This window comes from Mycobacterium sp. NGS69 (assembly GCF_059812165.1).
In genome coordinates this window covers 26,775-43,297 of record NZ_JCALCD010000015.1, presented here as the reverse complement: position 1 = coordinate 43,297, position 16,523 = coordinate 26,775, and the positions used below count along the sequence as shown (strand labels likewise).

The 16,523-nt window shown below is 69.1% G+C and carries 14 protein-coding genes; 8 read left to right on the top strand and 6 right to left on the bottom strand.

Annotated features, from left to right (window positions below):
* Nucleotides 1-60 precede the first annotated feature (60 nt).
* Entirely contained in the window at nucleotides 61-990 is a 930-nt protein-coding gene (locus AC5Y2S_RS27820) for a bile acid:sodium symporter family protein (RefSeq protein WP_499959841.1), read from the top strand.
* On the opposite strand, the gene AC5Y2S_RS27815 is transcribed toward AC5Y2S_RS27820, so the two are convergent.
* Nucleotides 987-1,598 (bottom strand): DNA-3-methyladenine glycosylase, encoded by a 612-nt coding sequence (locus tag AC5Y2S_RS27815; RefSeq protein WP_499959762.1) that lies wholly within the window; start codon nucleotides 1,596-1,598, stop codon nucleotides 987-989. The two genes, AC5Y2S_RS27820 and AC5Y2S_RS27815, sit on opposite strands and share 4 nt — an antisense overlap.
* Before the next feature lie 69 nt (nucleotides 1,599-1,667).
* On the opposite strand from AC5Y2S_RS27815, the gene AC5Y2S_RS27810 reads away from it, so the two are divergent.
* Complete coding sequence (locus AC5Y2S_RS27810; protein ID WP_499959760.1) at nucleotides 1,668-2,942, top strand: ammonium transporter; 1,275 nt, start codon at nucleotides 1,668-1,670, stop codon at nucleotides 2,940-2,942.
* On the opposite strand, the gene AC5Y2S_RS27805 is transcribed toward AC5Y2S_RS27810, so the two are convergent.
* Nucleotides 2,939-5,179, bottom strand: coding sequence for an NHL repeat-containing protein (locus AC5Y2S_RS27805; protein ID WP_499959758.1), 2,241 nt, complete (start codon nucleotides 5,177-5,179; stop codon nucleotides 2,939-2,941). The two genes, AC5Y2S_RS27810 and AC5Y2S_RS27805, sit on opposite strands and share 4 nt — an antisense overlap.
* A gap of 252 nt (nucleotides 5,180-5,431) precedes the next feature.
* Between AC5Y2S_RS27805 and AC5Y2S_RS27800 the strand changes: the two genes are divergently transcribed.
* Genes AC5Y2S_RS27800 through AC5Y2S_RS27790 form a run of 3 tightly spaced genes read left to right on the top strand, consistent with a single transcriptional unit; the run spans nucleotide 5,432 to nucleotide 7,573 of the window.
* On the top strand, nucleotides 5,432-6,196 hold the full coding sequence (locus AC5Y2S_RS27800) for an ABC transporter ATP-binding protein (protein ID WP_499959755.1): 765 nt from the start codon (nucleotides 5,432-5,434) through the stop codon (nucleotides 6,194-6,196).
* Nucleotides 6,130-6,948 carry an ABC transporter permease gene (locus AC5Y2S_RS27795; protein WP_499959753.1) on the top strand — a complete coding sequence of 273 codons (819 nt, stop codon included), beginning with the start codon at nucleotides 6,130-6,132 and terminating at the stop codon, nucleotides 6,946-6,948. Before AC5Y2S_RS27800 ends, AC5Y2S_RS27795 begins: the two co-directional genes overlap by 67 nt.
* A gap of 1 nt (nucleotide 6,949) precedes the next feature.
* Nucleotides 6,950-7,573, top strand: coding sequence for a TetR/AcrR family transcriptional regulator (locus tag AC5Y2S_RS27790; RefSeq protein WP_499959751.1), 624 nt, complete (start codon nucleotides 6,950-6,952; stop codon nucleotides 7,571-7,573).
* Here AC5Y2S_RS27790 and AC5Y2S_RS27785 read toward each other — a convergent pair.
* The 3 genes from AC5Y2S_RS27785 to AC5Y2S_RS27775 all read right to left on the bottom strand — a co-directional run bounded on the left by AC5Y2S_RS27785 (nucleotide 7,539) and on the right by AC5Y2S_RS27775 (nucleotide 11,204).
* Nucleotides 7,539-7,766, bottom strand: coding sequence for a Trm112 family protein (locus AC5Y2S_RS27785; RefSeq protein WP_499959749.1), 228 nt, complete (start codon nucleotides 7,764-7,766; stop codon nucleotides 7,539-7,541). The genes AC5Y2S_RS27790 and AC5Y2S_RS27785 overlap by 35 nt on opposite strands.
* Nucleotides 7,766-10,735 carry an acyl-CoA synthetase gene (locus AC5Y2S_RS27780; protein WP_499959748.1) on the bottom strand — a complete coding sequence of 990 codons (2,970 nt, stop codon included), beginning with the start codon at nucleotides 10,733-10,735 and terminating at the stop codon, nucleotides 7,766-7,768. The genes AC5Y2S_RS27785 and AC5Y2S_RS27780 overlap by 1 nt, the downstream gene beginning before the upstream one ends.
* Before the next feature lie 136 nt (nucleotides 10,736-10,871).
* On the bottom strand, nucleotides 10,872-11,204 hold the full coding sequence (locus tag AC5Y2S_RS27775) for a hypothetical protein (RefSeq protein ID WP_499959746.1): 333 nt from the start codon (nucleotides 11,202-11,204) through the stop codon (nucleotides 10,872-10,874).
* 421 nt (nucleotides 11,205-11,625) lie between these two features.
* Between AC5Y2S_RS27775 and AC5Y2S_RS27770 the strand changes: the two genes are divergently transcribed.
* The 3 genes from AC5Y2S_RS27770 to AC5Y2S_RS27760 are packed head-to-tail and all read left to right on the top strand — an operon-like array spanning nucleotide 11,626 to nucleotide 15,411.
* Nucleotides 11,626-12,339: a PAS and ANTAR domain-containing protein gene (locus AC5Y2S_RS27770; protein ID WP_499959744.1), complete on the top strand. Its 714-nt coding sequence runs from the start codon at nucleotides 11,626-11,628 to the stop codon at nucleotides 12,337-12,339.
* Between the two features lie 7 nt (nucleotides 12,340-12,346).
* Nucleotides 12,347-14,119: an ABC-F family ATP-binding cassette domain-containing protein gene (locus AC5Y2S_RS27765; protein ID WP_499959742.1), complete on the top strand. Its 1,773-nt coding sequence runs from the start codon at nucleotides 12,347-12,349 to the stop codon at nucleotides 14,117-14,119.
* A 14-nt stretch (nucleotides 14,120-14,133) separates the two neighbouring features.
* Nucleotides 14,134-15,411 carry a cytochrome P450 gene (locus AC5Y2S_RS27760; protein ID WP_499959839.1) on the top strand — a complete coding sequence of 426 codons (1,278 nt, stop codon included), beginning with the start codon at nucleotides 14,134-14,136 and terminating at the stop codon, nucleotides 15,409-15,411.
* Between the two features lie 15 nt (nucleotides 15,412-15,426).
* Here AC5Y2S_RS27760 and AC5Y2S_RS27755 read toward each other — a convergent pair whose 3' ends face one another.
* A complete protein-coding gene (locus AC5Y2S_RS27755; protein ID WP_499959740.1) occupies nucleotides 15,427-16,488 on the bottom strand; it encodes a type III polyketide synthase in 1,062 nt (353 codons plus the stop codon).
* Nucleotides 16,489-16,523: the final 35 nt, after the last annotated feature.

Here is a 16,523-nt window from a genome sequence, read left to right as displayed (position 1 = left end):
GCTGCGGCGGCCTCGATTCGCTCCTGCGCGGCTATATAAGGCAAGCTAACTACGCGGCGCATCGTCGCGCCATCGCTTTCCCCCGTATGCGCACCAACCACGCGGAGCGTCATGGACAACCGATACTGGCCGTTGGTCGTCGCGATCATCATGCTCGCGCTCGGGCTGACGCTCACCGTCGCCGACTTCAAGCGGGCCACCACCATGCGCAAACCGCTCGCGGTTGCGCTCCTCTGTCAGTCGCTGCTGCTGCCGACCCTGTGCCTGGTGATCGCCGAGGCGTTCCATCTCGAACCGCACCTGGCGGTCGGGCTGATGCTGATGTCCGCGACCCCCGGCGGGACGATGTCGAACATCCTCAGCCATCTGTTCAACGGCGACCTGGCACTAAACCTCACCCTGACCGCAATCAACGCGGTGCTGTCGATCGTCGCCCTGCCCGCGATCCTGGCGGTGTCGATGACGTGGTTCCTCGGCGAGGGCCGGTTCCTCCCGCTCCAGCTGGACAAGTTCCTGGCGGTGATCGGCCTGGTGCTGGTTCCCATCGCGATCGGCGTCGCCATCCGCCACCGCTTCCCCGAGCTGGCCCGGCGCATGCAGAAGCCGGTCCGCATCTTGGCGCTCACGCTGCTGGTGCTCGCGATCGTCGCGGCCATCGCCGGAGGGCGAACCACGCTCTGGCACAACATCGGCCTCCTCAGCGGTGCCGTCGTGGTGTTCTGCGCCGTCAGCCTGACGGTCGGCTATCTCGCGCCGCGCCTGATGCGGCTGGCCCCGCGGCAGGCCGTCGCGGTCAGCCTGGAGGTCGGCATGCACAACGCCGTCGTGGCGATGGGCATTGCGCTGAGCCCGCAGCTGCTGAACAGCGCCGTAATGGCCACGCCGGCCGCGGTATACAGCGCCGTCGCGCCGCTGCTGGCCGTGACGTTCGTGCTCATCGCGCGCCGCGTGGACCCCGCGTTTCGCGTGGCCTCCCCCGCCGCCGTCTAGTCACTGGTCCCGGGCGCGGGTGCCCGCGGGCTGCGCCGGTACGCCGATACCTCCGGCCTTCCGGGGAGCCACAGCCGCCACGGCCGGTCGGCGGCCTGGCTGACGCCGACGCGGGGGCCCGACGTGGCCGTCAGCGGGGCGTTCAGTTCCAGGATCACCGGCCCGTCGGGATCGGATAGGTCAATCCCGTTGTCGTCCATGGTGATTCCCAACGCCGAGCACAGATTCCCCGGACCGCGCGCCAGCGCCGCGGTGCGGACCAGCTCGCCCCGGCGGGCGCGCGCGACGTCCACGCCGTCCTCGAGGGCCGCCGCGCGCAGCAGTACGGCCGCCGCGGTCCCGTCCGGCCCGCACGAGACGTTGGCGCAGACATGGATCCCGTGGCTGCGGTACGTGTAGAGCCGCCCGGGCGGGCCGAACATCACGGCGTTGCGGCCGGACAGGCCGCGGTACGAGTGGGCCGCGGCATCGGGCCAGGGCCCGTCGGGAACCCCACCGTAGGCCTCAACTTCGACGACGACGGCCCGCACGCCCCTGCCGGTGAGGGTGGCGCCCAGCAGCCGATGTGCGGCGGCGACCGGATCCACCGACAGCTCCACTGCGACCACCCACCGAACCTACCGACACACCCGACATGGCAATATCCCGGCCGAAATCGTGTCGAAGGAGACCGAACAATGCATGCGATCGACCCCGCTGCCACGGCGTGGCTGCTGGCCAGCACCGCATTGGTGCTGCTGATGACCCCCGGCCTGGCGATCTTCTACGGCGGCATGGTCCGCACCACCGGGGTGCTCAACATGATCATGATGAGCTTCATCTCCATCCCGCTGGTCACGGTGGCGTGGCTGTTGCTCGGCTACACCGTCGCGTTCTCCCCGGACGGCGCGTACGGGCTGGTGGGAAACCTCGATCATCTCGGGATGCTCGGCATCGGCCCCGAAACCGTCCACGGGGCGGTCCCCGAATTGCTGTTCGCCACCTTCCAGCTGGCGTTCGCGATCATCACGGCCGCGCTGGTCAGCGGCGCCATCGCGGACCGCGCGAGGTTCGCGGCCTGGATGGCGTTTGCCACGGTCTGGACGATCGTCGTGTATTCGGTTGTCGCGCATTGGGTTTGGGGACCCGGCGGCTGGCTGGCGAAGCTGGGCGTGCTCGATTACGCCGGCGGCCTGGTTGTCGAGATCGTGTCCGGTTCGTCCGCGCTGGCGCTAGCGCTGGTGCTCGGGCCCCGCATCGGCTTCAAGAAGGACGCCATGCGGCCGCACAACCTGCCGTTCGTCCTGCTCGGCGTCGGGCTGCTGTGGTTCGGCTGGTTCGGCTTCAACGCGGGATCGGCGTTGGCCGCCAACGGAACCGCCGCGGCCATCTTCCTCAACACCCTCGTCGCGGGGTGCCTCGGCATGCTCGGCTGGCTGACGGTGGAACGGATCCGCGACGGCAGGCCCACGACGTTCGGGGCGGCGTCCGGTGTGGTCGCCGGCCTCGTCGCCATCACCCCGTCGTGCGGAACCGTCAACACGCTCGGCGCGGCGGTCGTCGGCCTCGCGGCCGGTGTCGTGTGCTCGTTCGCGGTGGCGGCGAAATTCCGCTTCAACTACGACGATTCGCTCGACGTGGTGGGTGTGCACTTCGTCGGCGGCGTGGTCGGCGTGTCGTTGATCGGACTGCTCGCGACGGCGGTCATGACGTCCGGCCCGCAGGGCCTGTTCTACGGTGGCGGCTTCGCCCAGCTGGGCAAGCAAGCGCTTGCGATCGTCGTGGTGGCGCTCTACGCGTTCACGGCGTCATTCGTGCTCGCGAAGGTCATCGACCGGGTGATGGGATTCCGGCTCAGCCCCGAAGACGAGACAACCGGCGTCGACCTCACCCAGCACGCCGAGACGGCCTATGCCGAAGGCGTGCACGGACATCAGCCGCTGCGCCGCCCGGGGGCCGGATCGGTCGGCTAGCCCACGGGCAGCTTGAGCACGAGTCCGTGAGCGTCATCCGGTCCCATCGGCCATATGCCGAACCAAGATCCACCTCCCACGGCCCGCGAGCCCACATGATCGGTGACGTAGACGTTGGTGCCGCTGGGGTCCACCGCGAGGCCCATGGGGTCCACGAAAGGGGGCGTCCCTTGCAGCGGAGTCCAGTTGTCCGTCCCGGGCGCCAACTTCAGCACGGTTCTGGACGTGATCATGTACACGTTGCCGGCGGCGTCCACCGCGAGATCCTGCTCGCCGGTGCTGAAAGTGTTGCCGGAGTTGTCGCGTGCTTGCGGCAATGCGGTCCAGGTGTTCGACCCGGGCGCCAGCCTCATCACGCAACTGCGGCTGCTTCGTCCGTGGCTGCAGCTGACGTAGACGTTGCCGGCGGTGTCCGCGGCCACGTCGCCGGTAAAACTGTGTTGGTCGAGCTTCGGCAGTATGGTCTCGGTGCGCGACCCGGCCGCCAGCTTCTCGACCTGACCGTCGGAGTAGTTGACGACGTACACGGTGCCGACCGCGTCCACCGCAACACCGTGGGGCGATCGCAGGGTCCTGAACGGCAGCGAGGTCTGGGTGCCCGACCGGGCCTCCAACTTCACCACCCGACCGTTGCCTGAGTCGGCGACGTAGACGTTGCCGGCGGCGTCCACCGCCACGCCGGCGGTGGAACCGTCGATGACGCCGTCGTCGAAGAGGTCGAGGCCGGTGAATGGCAGCACCGTTTGGGTGTTCGACCCGGGCGCCAGTTTGAGCACCTGATTGGTGCGCGTCTCGGCGACGTAGACGTTGCCGGCGGCGTCCACGGCCACACCGTGCGGAAGGCGCAGGCCGGTGAACGGCAGCGCAAACGGCCGTTCCTGGTCCGCCTTCAGCTGATCTTCTTTGTTCTGATGACCGCTGTTTATGTTGCCGGCCAGAACCATCATCGCGGGGGCCACGACGAACATGATCGCGGCGATGATGACGCCATAGATCCAGAGCTTGCGTTTGGGACGGGCGACCGCGACCGCGACCGACGCCGGGGCCGCGCCGGCCCTGGCCCTGTCCTCCAGTTGCGAAGCCAAGCCGAATTTCTCGACGAGCGTCAGCCAATCCGCGTCCGAGACAACAAACTCCGCTTCATCCGCCGGAGTCACGTTGCTGCGCCAAGCAAACCGGTAGGTCAGCTTGGTCGTGCCGCTCCAACGGGCCTGTGGGGGGCCGGCATAGTCAGGGCACGCGATGGTCATTGGTTGCGAATTGCCCACTCGCACAACCAGAACGGCGGTTGTCAGCGTGCCCACGTAGGGGGCCGAGCGGGTGCTCGCGACCGGCGTCGCGGTCACCTGCGCAAGTGGGGCCGAGGCGACGCGCGCGTTGCTCGTCAGGTCGGTGACCGAAATCGCGTCGTCGCCGACGTCGATGGCCAGCGTCGGCTGCGGCGGATTCGCGTTCATGCTCAGCGCCGTTGCGGTGCTTTTGAACATCCCGAAGAACGAGGTCGAGTACATCCGCGCCGGGTTGGGCGTGAGCGGGCAGCGAATCGGTTGGCCCGGGGCGGCCCCGCGCGCATCGAGCCCGCGCGGGCGGCCGACCGTGGTGAGAAGCTCATCGAACTCCTCGGGCCACATCGTCGCGTCCACGCTGTCCACCGGCGCTGCGTCAAGCGGTGTTTCGGGAGCCACGCGATGATCTTGTCCGCCGATGACAAAGCGGTCGCGGCCGCTTCGTAGGTGCAGCGCCGTGCCTCTCGCCGTGCCGCCATACCCCGCGAGGGTCCACGCCCCCAGCTGCGCATCGCCGAACGAAAAGAACGCCCCCGGCCGTGAACTGACGGTCAACCCGCCGCTGCCGACGTCGACGAGGACCGTCTTCTTCCGATTCATCCGCCGCTGGAACAGGCCGAAGGCCGGCATGGCGAGCAGCAAGAACGCGAGGAACACCACGAAGCCGCCGACCTTCATCACGTTGTCCGCGCCCACGATGGCGCCAACCAGAAACAGCGCCATATAGATCAGGCCGAGCGCCGCCATGCCTCCGAACATGACCAGGTTCGTGTACTTCATCATCTGCTTGGTGCTGGGCGGGGCGGCGGCCGCCTCGAAGTGGCGCGACGGGCCCGCGCCGGGCGGGGTTGCGGGGGGCGGTTCGGCGAGGCGGGTCCGCTCGGCAAGCTGATGCTCCAGATCGGCGATGCGTTTCTCCGGGTCGCCATGATCCGCCAGCAGCTTGTTCATGGCGGTTCCTTTCCGCGGTTACGCAGCCGGACGTTAGCGCCGGCCGATTGCGAAATTCTTGCGTCTCCTTTCGCTACCGATCCCAGGGTCCAAACTGCGCAGGCAAATCGTCCCACCGCGAGGTGGGGAAGTTAAGCGGCGCCACCGAGCGTGCAATCCACGACGGCACGGCGGCGTGCCGCGTCGTGGATTGCACGTTCGGCGGCGAAGTCGGCCTTGACATCGGCCGATCGCGAGCGGAGTATTCATCACATGATGAGTTCATCGAGTGATGAATTATTGACGAAGGGCCACGCCCCCGCAGTCAACATCGAGCATCTGCGCGTCGTCCGCGGTAAACGCCCCGCGCTGCACGACTTTTCGGTGACGATCGCCAAGGGCACGATCACCGGGCTGCTCGGGCCGTCCGGCTGCGGCAAGACCACCCTGATGCGCTGCATCGTCGGCACCCAGATCGTCAAGTCGGGCACCGTCACGGTGCTGGGCCGCCCGGCCGGGAGCCCGGCCCTGCGCCGCCGCGTCGGATACATGCCGCAGGACCCGACCATCTACAACGATCTGCGGATCGTGGACAACGTCCGCTACTTCGCCGCGTTGTACGGCTTCGACAACCGCGCCGCCGACGCGGCCATCGAGCGGGTCGGGTTGACCGACCATCGAACCGCCTTCTGCGGCAACCTGTCCGGCGGCCAGCGCACCCGCGCGTCGCTGGCGTGCGCGCTGGTCTGCCGACCAGAGCTGCTCGTGCTGGACGAGCCGACCGTGGGCCTGGACCCTGTGCTGCGCGTCGACCTGTGGGAGCAGTTCGCCGAGCTCGCCCGCGCCGGCACCACCCTGCTGGTCTCGAGCCACGTGATGGACGAGGCCGACCACTGCGGCGACCTGTTGCTGATGCGGGAGGGCCACCTCGTCGCGCACACCACCCCGACCCGACTACGAGAGGACACCGGATGTCCGTCACTGGAGGACGCGTTTCTGTCCATCATCAGGCGCAGCACGAAGCTCCAGGCCGGTTAGGGCTCAAGGGCTACGCGGCCACCACGACGCGCATCCTGCGCCAGCTGGCCGCCGATCACCGCAGCGTCGCGCTGATCCTGTTCGTGCCGATCCTGGTCATCACGCTGATGTACTTCATGTTCGAGAACGCCCCGCACCGGCCGGGCATGCCGTCACCGTTCAACAACGCCTGCCTGATCCTGCTGGGCCTGTTCCCGCTGTTCGTGATGTTCATCATCACCTCGATCACCATGCAGCGCGAACGGGCTTCCGGGACACTGGAGCGCATCCTGACCACTCCCCTGCGCCGGCTCGACATGCTGATCGCCTATGGCACCGCGTTCTCGATCGCCGCTGCGGTGCAAGCGATTTTGGCGTGCATCGTCTCGTTTTGGTTCCTCGGCTTCGACACCGCGGGCAGCCCGGTGTGGGTGTTCGTGATCGCGATCGTCAACGCGGTGCTGGGGGTCGGACTGGGGCTATTGTTTAGCGCCTTCGCGCGCACCGAGTTTCAGGCCGTGCAATTCATCCCGCTGGTGATGGTCCCCCAATTCCTGCTGGCTGGCATCATCGTGCCCCGAGCGCTTATGGCGCACTGGCTGCAGTGGATCAGCAATGTGATGCCGGCGAGCTACGCGCTCGAGGCGCTGCAGCAGGTGGGAACGCACAGCGAACTGACCTTCATCGCGGTGCGCGACATCGTCGTCGTGATGGGTTTCGCGCTCGCGGCGCTGTGCCTGGCCGCGGCGACGCTGCGGCGGCGGACAAGCTAGGGTGACGGCCACCAACACCGGGCGCCGGCGGCCCGGGCGGCCGGCCGGCAGCTCCGGCACCCGGGACCGGATCCTGGCCAGCGCCCGGGAGCTGTTCGCGCGCAACGGGATCCGCAACACGTCGATTCGCGCGGTGGCGGCGGCCGCCGGCGTCGATTCGGCGTTGGTGCATCACTACTTCGGCACCAAGGAGAAGCTGTTCGCCGCGGCCGTGCACATCCCGATCGACCCGATGGACGTCATCGGCCGGTTGAAAGAGGTGCCGATCGAAGACCTCGGCTACACGCTGCCGTCAATGTTGTTGCAGCTGTGGGACTCCGAGATCGGTGCGGCGTTCATCGCCACGCTGCGGTCGATCCTGGCCGGCTCGGAGGTCAACCTCTTCCGCTCGTTCATCCAGGACGTGATCGCCGTGGAGATGGGCCCGCGCGTCGACGACCCGCCCGGCACCGGTCACATCCGCGTCCAGTTCGTCGCGTCGCAGTTGGTGGGCGTGGTGATGGCGCGCTACATCCTCGGATTCGAGCCGTTCGCGTCGCTGCCGGCCGATCAGATCGCGCGGACCATGGCGCCGAACCTGCAGCGCTACCTCACTGGGGATCTGCCGGACGGGCTCGTGCTATGAGCCGTTCGTGCTCGTCGTCGTCGACGTCGCGCGCCTCGTCGATCAGCAGCACCGGGATGCCGTCCTCGATGCGGTAGGCGCGCCGCAGCCGCGGGTTGTAGAGCAGCTCGGCTTCGTCATCTTGGGAGATCAACAGCAACGGGCCCCGGTCGGCCGGGCACACCAGGATGCTGAGCAGGACGCCGTCGAGCATCACTGGGCGCCGCTCAGCGCGGACCGCGCCCCGGGAGTCAGCTTGCGGAATTCGTTGCTGTTCGCGTCGAAATACCACGCCTGGCGTCCCGACTTGGGGATCCCGGCCGCGCGCAGGGCGCTGACGGTGGGCCGGTAGGTGGCGCTCAGCGTCATCTCCGGGCACACCTGCACGATGTCGGGCCCCACCCCGATGGGAACTTTCGCGACGGCCTCGGTCAGGTCGGCCGCGGTGATGCTGGCCCCGGGCAGCAGCGTCACCGCCGCGACCGCCAGCTGGCGGTCGCCCATCGGCACGTTGTAGGTCACCGCGAGGTCCACGCCGTTGATGCAGCTCAGCGCGTCGGTGACCGGTTCGGCGAACACCGGCCCGCGCGCGGTGTGGACGACCGAGCCGCGCCTGCCGGCCAGCCAATAGTCGCCGTCCCCGTCGCGGTAGAACAGGTACTCGGTGGAAATCCAGGTGTCGGACGGCGCGAACACCCCGCGCTTGACCGACGCGCTGGGGTCGATGGGCCCGCGGGACTGGGCGAGCAGGACCCCGACCTGGACGGGCTCGGCGACCTGCACGAAGCCTCGGTCGTCCTCGAGGATCAGGTCGTGCTCCGCGTCGTAGGCCGCGAGCTCGACGCGCCCCACGCCGGGAAGCGGGCGGCCCTTGCTGCCGATCTTGGCGCCGGACACGTTGGCCAGGACGGCCTGTCCGTCGGTGGTGGCGAAGAATTCGACGACGTTGGCGGGCGAGAACGCGTCGAGCACCCGCTCCCACAAACCGGTCGGCATGCCCGAGCCGATGAACAGGCGCACCGGATGGTTGCCGTGCAGCACGAAGGCGGGATCGTCGACGACGTCGCGCAGCATCGCCCAGGTGTAGGACACCACCGTGACGCCGTACTGCCGGATTTCCTGGACGAACCGCTTCGGGTCCAGCCCGCGCGACAGCGCGATCCGGGTGCCGCCGACGACCGCGCCACCCAGGCTGACCAGCAGGGCGGACTCGTGGTGCAGCGGCGTCAGGCAATACACGGTGTCACGGCGGTCCATGGCGGCCGTCGAGGCGGTCCCGAAGGCCGACACCGCCCAGCGGTAGTTGGTGATCTGCTTGGCCACCAACTCGCCGCCGGCCGCGGTGAACGCGATGAACGCCAGGTCGCGGGCCAATCCGGGGTTGGGCCGGTACCAGGCCGGCAGCGCGACCGCGTCCGGATCGATCTGCTCCATGTCGATGACGTCGGTGTCGTGGGGCAGGTGCAGGTCGCGCGTCTCGCCGCCACCGAGCACCAGGATCTGTCCCGGCAGGTCGCGCGCGGCGTCGAGGTTGGTCGGGTCGGTGAGGATCTCGCTGACGCCGCCGAGCCGCACCGAGGCGGCCAGGTCGGCGTCGGGCCGCATCACCACGGCGACGGCGCCCAGCCGCGACAGTGCGGCGATGGCGACCAGCGCGCTGGGGCGCGTTTCCATCAGCACGCCGACGCGGTCGCCCTGCCGCACCCCGACCTCGATCAGGCCGCGGACGACGTTGTTGACCCGCCGGTTCACGGCCTCGTAGGTGTGCACGCGCCCGTCGAACAAGAGGAACTCGCCCTGCGGGGCGTTCTGCGCCTGCTCCTCGATGATGCGGCCCAGCGAAATGCGGGTGTGGTCGTTGATCTGTCCGAGGCGGACCAGCCGCGGCAGCGTGCGGGCGGTCTCGACGGCCAGGGTGCGCATGGACTTGTTGGCGGCGACGACCGTGCCGGCCGCGCCGCGCACCGCCCCGAGCGCCGCCTCGGATACCTCCCCGAGGCCGTGCGCGATCCGGGAACTCAGCGCGACACCGCTGTCGGTGTGTTCGACCGGCTGATCGGCCATCAGGTCGATGCCGCTGGGCTTGTCCCCGCCCGTCGACAGCCAGCGCACCCATTCGGCGACGGTGGGCCAGCTCTCCCGCGCCGCGCGGGACCCGACGACCAGGCCGAAATGGCCTGTGCGGACCAGGCGTTCGTAGACCTCGGCGTTCGGCGCCGCCCGGCGAATGCCGCGCACCGACGCGGGCTGGCCGATGTCGTCCACCTCGCCGACGAAGGCCAGCACCGGGCAGGTGATGTCGGTGAGCGTCACCATCTGGCCGTTGATCGCGAAGCCGCCGGTCATCATGCGGTTGTGCGCGATGAACTGCTTGAGCAGTTCGGAGATCGCCGGGCCCGACCACGCGATCCAGCCCTCGCGCTCCAGAAACCTGCGCTGTTGTTCGCGCGGCAGCAGCGCCTCGCGGTCGTGCAGCTGGCGCACGAAGTCCACCCGGGCCTTGGCCGTCTTGAGCGGGTCCATCAACTGAAAACCCGTGCGCGCCATCCAGCTCGGGATGGCCAGCCGGCTGAAGACATGGTCGGCCATGAAGTTGGCGGCGGGTGCGGCGAAGTTTGCCGGGATGCCCATCGGCAGGGCGGCCAGGGTGTCCACCGGCGACCCGAACGCCACGATGCTGGCAAGGGATTTCGAACGACGGTAGGCGGCGACCTGATAGCACCACATGCCGCCCTGCGAGTACCCGACCAGGTGCACGTCACTGCCGGTGGCGTCCTTGACCGTGTCGATGGCCTGGCTGAGCGCGACGATGTGGTCGGCCAGGTTGCGGCGCATGCCGCCCTCGACCTTGTCGGGCGACCCGAAGTCGATGACCCAGCAATCCAGCCCGGCGGCATGCAAGATCCCCACCGCGCCGTCTTCCTTCGTGACGTCCCACATGTCCGCGGACATCATCATCGGGTGGACCATCAGCACGGGCGGGCCGACCGGCGGCTGCCCGGGCCGGCTGTCCGGCGGGAAATACCGACGCAGCTTGTACATCGGCACGCTCTCGACGATCTGGGACGGCGACGGCACCGTGCCGGTTTCCAAGCCCCCCAGCCGCAAGACCTCTAACCCGTTCTGTGCCGTGGCCACCAGACGCTCGACCGGGCGCGTGACCATCGAAAAATTGAGATCCACCGCCGCTCCCTGACTCTTGACAGCCCCGCCATCATGGCACATCAGCCCCCTCGGCGGTTTTGGTCAGCCTGTTTGCCGACGAGGGCCGCACGCGGCGATGTCCGCGCCTTACCCAAGGTTCCCGCGTGCCGCAGCGTCAGTCGCCGGCGTCTCCGGCCCAGCCGCTCTCCGCCATGCGCCGCAGCCGCTCGGCCATCCGGCGATCCTCCCGCGCGTAGTCGCGGTGGCGAGCCGCGTGTCGGCGGTACTCGTCCTTGGCGAGAACGCTATGTTTGGCTGCTTCTTCGTAGGCCTTCGCGGTCCGTTCGTGGCTGTCCGCGGACTTGTCCATGCTGTGGGCCGCGGATCGCTGTGCCGAGCTCGCGTCCCGCCGCGCCCGTTCCGCTCGCTGCCCGCTGCGGAATGCTTCTTCGGCGCCCCACACCTTCAGATAAGGATCGGTCTGAAGCCCATTATTTGCACTGCCCATCATCCGGTCCTTCCAGATTGAGAGGATTGACCCGGTTGGCGGAGTCGAAACGGGCCCCGGAGCCCGCCCGCCGTCTCGACGGGCCGCGACGAGAAGTTGGCAGCGGCGAATTGCGTTGCGCCCCAACGCCGGTAAACGGAGCGACGTGAGCCCCGGCGCGGCCGAAATCCGATGGTTAACCCACCTTGAAACCGGGTATCTTTCCGACCGTTCCGTGGGTACGGCTGACCGTGTCCGTCCGATTTCCTGCGCGCCGCGGCCGTCGCCGCCGCGATTCCCAACCTGCGCCACCTGGAGTACTTCCACGACCACCACCGCATCGAGCACAAGCTGTTCGACAGCGCCGTGAAGTGCGTGCTTGAACGTGCCCGAAAACGGGCATCGATAAGGCAAAACCGTAGGGCTTCCGGGGAGACGGGCGATGGCTGTGAACTTCGAAGACGACACCGGTCAGCGTCGCAATGGGCGGGGCTTCGGCTCGCCGCCCGAGGCGGTGATGTCCGACGTGGTGCAGGACCGCGGGCTGGGCGCGCTCGACCTGGTGCTCGGCCTGGGCGAGCCACAGCGGGTCGGCAGGTTCCGGTTCTTCCTGGACAGCCAGCGCTGGGAATGGTCGGACGCCGTCGCGCGCATGCACGGCTACGAGCCGGGGCAGGTCGAGCCCACCACCGAACTATTGCTGCAGCACAAGCACCCCGAGGACCGCGAGTGCGTCGCCGCCGTCCTGGACCGCGTCGTCAACGGCAAGCCGTTCAGCAGCCGGCACCGCATCATCGACAGCGCCGGGCACACCCGCTGCGTCGTCGTCGCGGGCGACCGGATGCTCGATGACACCGGCGCGCTGGTCGGCACGTCCGGGTTCTACGTCGACGTCACCGACTCGCTGCACTCCGACATCACCAACGTCCTGGAGGCGGTGGCCGACGCCCGCGCCCGGATCGAGCAGGCCAAGGGCGTGCTCATGAGCGCCTACGGCATCTCCGCGGATCGCGCGTTCGACATCCTGGCCTGGCGGTCCCAGGAAACCAACCTCAAGGTCCGCGACCTCGCCGCCCGCTTCCTGGAGGCCGTCGCCGGCAAGGCGTCGCCCGACACGCGGACCCACATCGATCACGCGCTGCTGACCCTCGAATAATTGCCCGGTGGCGCACCTACTGGGAGCCGAGGGCATACGTCTGCAATATCCGACTCAGGTCGTCTTCGAGTCGGTGACGCTGGGCGTCAACGACGGCGCGCGCATCGGCATCGTCGGGCGAAACGGCGACGGCAAGTCCAGCCTGCTGGGCCTGCTGACCGGCCAGCTGCGGCCCGACGCCGGACGGGTCACCCGCCGCAGCGGGCTACGGGTCAGCGCGCTGAGCCAGGCCGACACCCTGGACCCGGACCGCACCGTTGGCTGGACGCTGGTCGGCGATCAACCGGAGCACCAGTGGGCCGGCGACGCGCGGGTGCGCGACGTGGTGGGCGGGCTGGTCTCCGACATCGCCTGGGACGCAACGGTTTCCACGTTGAGCGGCGGGCAACGCCGGCGGGTGCAGCTGGCGCGACTGCTGATCGGCGAATGGGACGTGATCGCCCTCGACGAGCCCACCAACCACCTGGACATCGAGGGCATCACCTGGCTGGCCACCCACCTGCGGGAGCGGTGGGCGCGCAACAGCGGCGGGCTGCTGGTGGTGACCCACGACCGCTGGTTCCTCGACGAGGTCGCCACCACGACGTGGGAGGTGCACGACGGGATCGTCGAACCGTTCGAGGGCGGCTACGCGGCCTACGTGCTGCAGCGCGTCGAACGCGACCGGGTGGCCGCCGCCGCCGAGGCCAAGCGGCAAAACCTGATGCGCAAGGAGCTCGCGTGGCTGCGGCGCGGGCCGCCGGCCCGGACGTCGAAGCCCAAGTTCCGGATCGACGCCGCCAACCAGCTGATCGCCGACGTGCCGCCGCTGCGCAACACCGTCGAGCTGGCCAAGCTGGCGACCGCGCGGCTCGGCAAAGTCGTCGTCGACCTGCTCGACGTGTCGGTCTCGTTCGGCGACCGGCCGGTGCTGCGCGACGTCGAATGGCGGATCGCGCCCGGTGAACGCACCGGCATCGTCGGGGCAAACGGCGCCGGGAAGTCGACGCTGCTGGGACTGATCGCCGGAACCGTCGCGCCCGATTCCGGTCGCGTCAAGCGCGGCAAGACCGTGCGGCTCGCGGTGCTCGATCAGCGGGGCGAGGAGCTGGACGCGCTGGCCGGCGACCGGATCGCCGACGTGCTGGGCGGGCTGCGCGGCGGCTACGAGGTCGACGGCCGGGAGGTCACCCCGGCCCAGCTGCTGGAGCGGCTCGGGTTCGGCCGCGGGCAGTTGTCCGCGCGCGTTGGCGACCTGTCCGGCGGTCAGCGGCGGCGGCTGCAGCTGATGCTCACGCTGCTGAGTGAGCCCAACGTGTTGCTGCTCGACGAGCCCACCAACGACGTCGACACCGACATGCTCACCGCCGTGGAGGACCTGCTCGACTCGTGGCCGGGCACCCTGATCGTCGTCTCGCACGACCGTTACCTGCTCGAGCGGGTCACCGATCAGCAGTACGCGATCCTGGATGGCCGGCTGCGGCATCTGCCCGGCGGCATCGACGAGTACCTGCGGCTGGCGGCCGGTCGGGCGGGTGCGGCCTCGACCTCGGCCGCGCCGGCACCCATTTCGGGGATGTCCGGAGCGGAGCGCCGCACGGCCGAGAAGGAGCTGGCCTCGGTCGACCGTCAGCTCGCCCGGCTCGCCGAGCGGATCGAGGCCAAGCACCACGAACTCGCCGAGCACGACCAGTCCGACCACGTCGGCCTGTCGCGGCTGACGGGAGAGCTGCGCGGCCTGGAAGGTGAGGTCGCCGCGACGGAGAGCCGCTGGCTGGAGCTATCGGAGTTGCTCGAATGAGCGCCTATCGGCCGGTGCGTTACCCGCCCGGGGAGGCGTTGTTGGCGCTGTACCGGTGGCGGGGACCGGTGATCAACTCCGGTGTCGGCCGGCACGGCTACACCTACCTGCTGGGCCCGCAGGCAAACAAGTTTGTGTTTGCCAACGCCGACGCGTTCAGCTGGCGGGAGACGTTCGAGAACCTGGCCATCGTCGACGGGCCCACCGCGCTGATCGTCAGCGACGGCGACGACCACCGGCGCCGGCGCAGCGTCGTCGCGCCCGGGCTGCGTCACCGGCAGATCCAGGATTACGTGCAGACCATGGTCGCCAGCGTCGACGCCGTCATCGACGGTTGGCGGCCCGGGCAGCGACTGGACATCTATCGGCAATGCCGCTCGGCGGTCCGGCGCAGCACCGCCGAAAGCCTGTTCGGCCAACGCATGGCCGTCCACTCCGACTTCCTCGGTGAGCAACTGCAGCCCCTGCTGGACCTGACCCACATGCTTCCGCAGGTGGTGAGGTTGCAGCGACGGATGCGGGCGCCCGCCTGGCGTCGGGCGATGGCGGCCCGCCAACGCATCGACGACCTGGTCGACGCGCAGATCGCCGGCGCCCGGGCGGATCCCAGGCCCGACGACCACATGCTGACCATGCTGATCAACGGTCGCGGCGATGAGGGTTACGCGCTGAGCGGCAACGAGATTCGTGACGCCGTGATCTCGCTGATCACCGCCGGTTACGAGACCACCAGCGGCGCGCTGGCGTGGGCGATCTACACGCTGCTGTCCCTGCCGGGCGCGTGGGACACCGCCGCCGACGAGGTGCGCCGGGTGCTCGGCTCGCGCGTCCCCGGCGCCGGCGACCTCGATGCGCTGACCTACCTCAACGGCGTCGTGCACGAGACGCTGCGGCTGTACCCGCCCGGCGTCATCTCCGCGCGCAAGGTGATGCGCGACCTGACGTTCGACGGGCATCGCATTCCGGCGGGCCGGTTGCTGATCTTCAGCCCGTACGTCACGCACCGCCTGCCCGAGCTGTGGCCGCAGCCAACGGAATTCCGGCCGTCGCGCTGGGATGCCGGCTCGCCGGGCTACCGCAAACCCGCACCGCACGAATTCATTCCGTTCAGCGGCGGCCTGCACCGGTGCATCGGGGCGGTCATGGCCACCACCGAGATGACCGTGATGCTCGCAAGGCTGGTGGCCCGGACTACGCTGCGGCTACCCGCGCAGCGGATCCGCGCGCACAACCTGGCCGCGCTGTCGCCGGCGCCGGGACTGGCCGTCGACGTCGTCGACCTGGTGTCGTGAGTCGCGTCGGCTCGCCTAGTGCCAGCGCAGTAGCACCAGCTCGGAACAGAACCCGGGACCCATCGCGAGCATCAGCCCGGGGCTTCCGCTGGGCGGCGGCTTGGCGATGGTGTCGCGCAAGATGTGCAGCACCGAGGCCGACGACAGGTTGGCGATTTCGCCCAGTGAGCGCCACGTCAGCTCGAGGGCTTCAGGCCCGAGTTCGAGGGCCCTGGTGATGGCGTCGATGACCTTGGGGCCACCCGGATGGCTTACCCAGGCGCCGATGTCGTCCCTGGTGAGCCCGTGGGTCGCGAGGAATCCGTTGACGTCGTCGGCCAGGTAGCGGTCGATCAGCGTCGTCAGGTCCGGTGACAGCACCAGCTGCAGCCCCGAGGAGCTGACGTTCCAACCCATGATCTGCAGCGAGTCGGGGTACAGGCGGCTGCGCGAATCGAGAATGTCGGGCCCGCCGGCGCGAACCTGCTCGGCGCGACGGTCGCCGACCGCCACCACCGCGGCCGCGCCGTCACCGAACAGCGCGCTGCCGACCAACCCGGACACTGTCGGTTTGACGGCCGGGTGGGTGAGCGAGCAGAGCTCGACCGAAACCAGGACCGCGACGCCGTCGGGGGCGCCGCGCAGGTAGTCGTTCAGCCGGGCCACGCCCGCGGCACCGGCCACGCAACCCAACCCGAACAGCGGCACCCGGCGCACGTCGGGGCGCAGGCCGAGGCGCCCGGCGATGCGGGCGTCGAGCGACGGCACCGCGATGCCGGTGACCGTGGTGGTGGCGATCATGTCGATGTCTTCCGGCTGAAGGCCGGCCTCCTCGAGCGCCCCCCGCAGCGCCTGGCAACCGAGGTCGACGGCGGCGTCGATGAAGATCGCGTTGGCCTCGCCGAAGTCGGTCAGCGTCGGATAGCGCTCCAACGGCAGGACGAAGTGGCGGCTGTTCACCCTCGCGGCGGCGTGCAGGCGCCGAACGATTTCCTCGTGTTCCTTCAGCCCCGGAAACTCGACGAATTGATCGGTGATCTCGCTCTGGCTATACCGATACGGGGGCAGCGCACCGAACACGCCCGCAACAACGCTCACGCCCCACCCTTTTCGTCATGGCCGGTTGAAAGCCA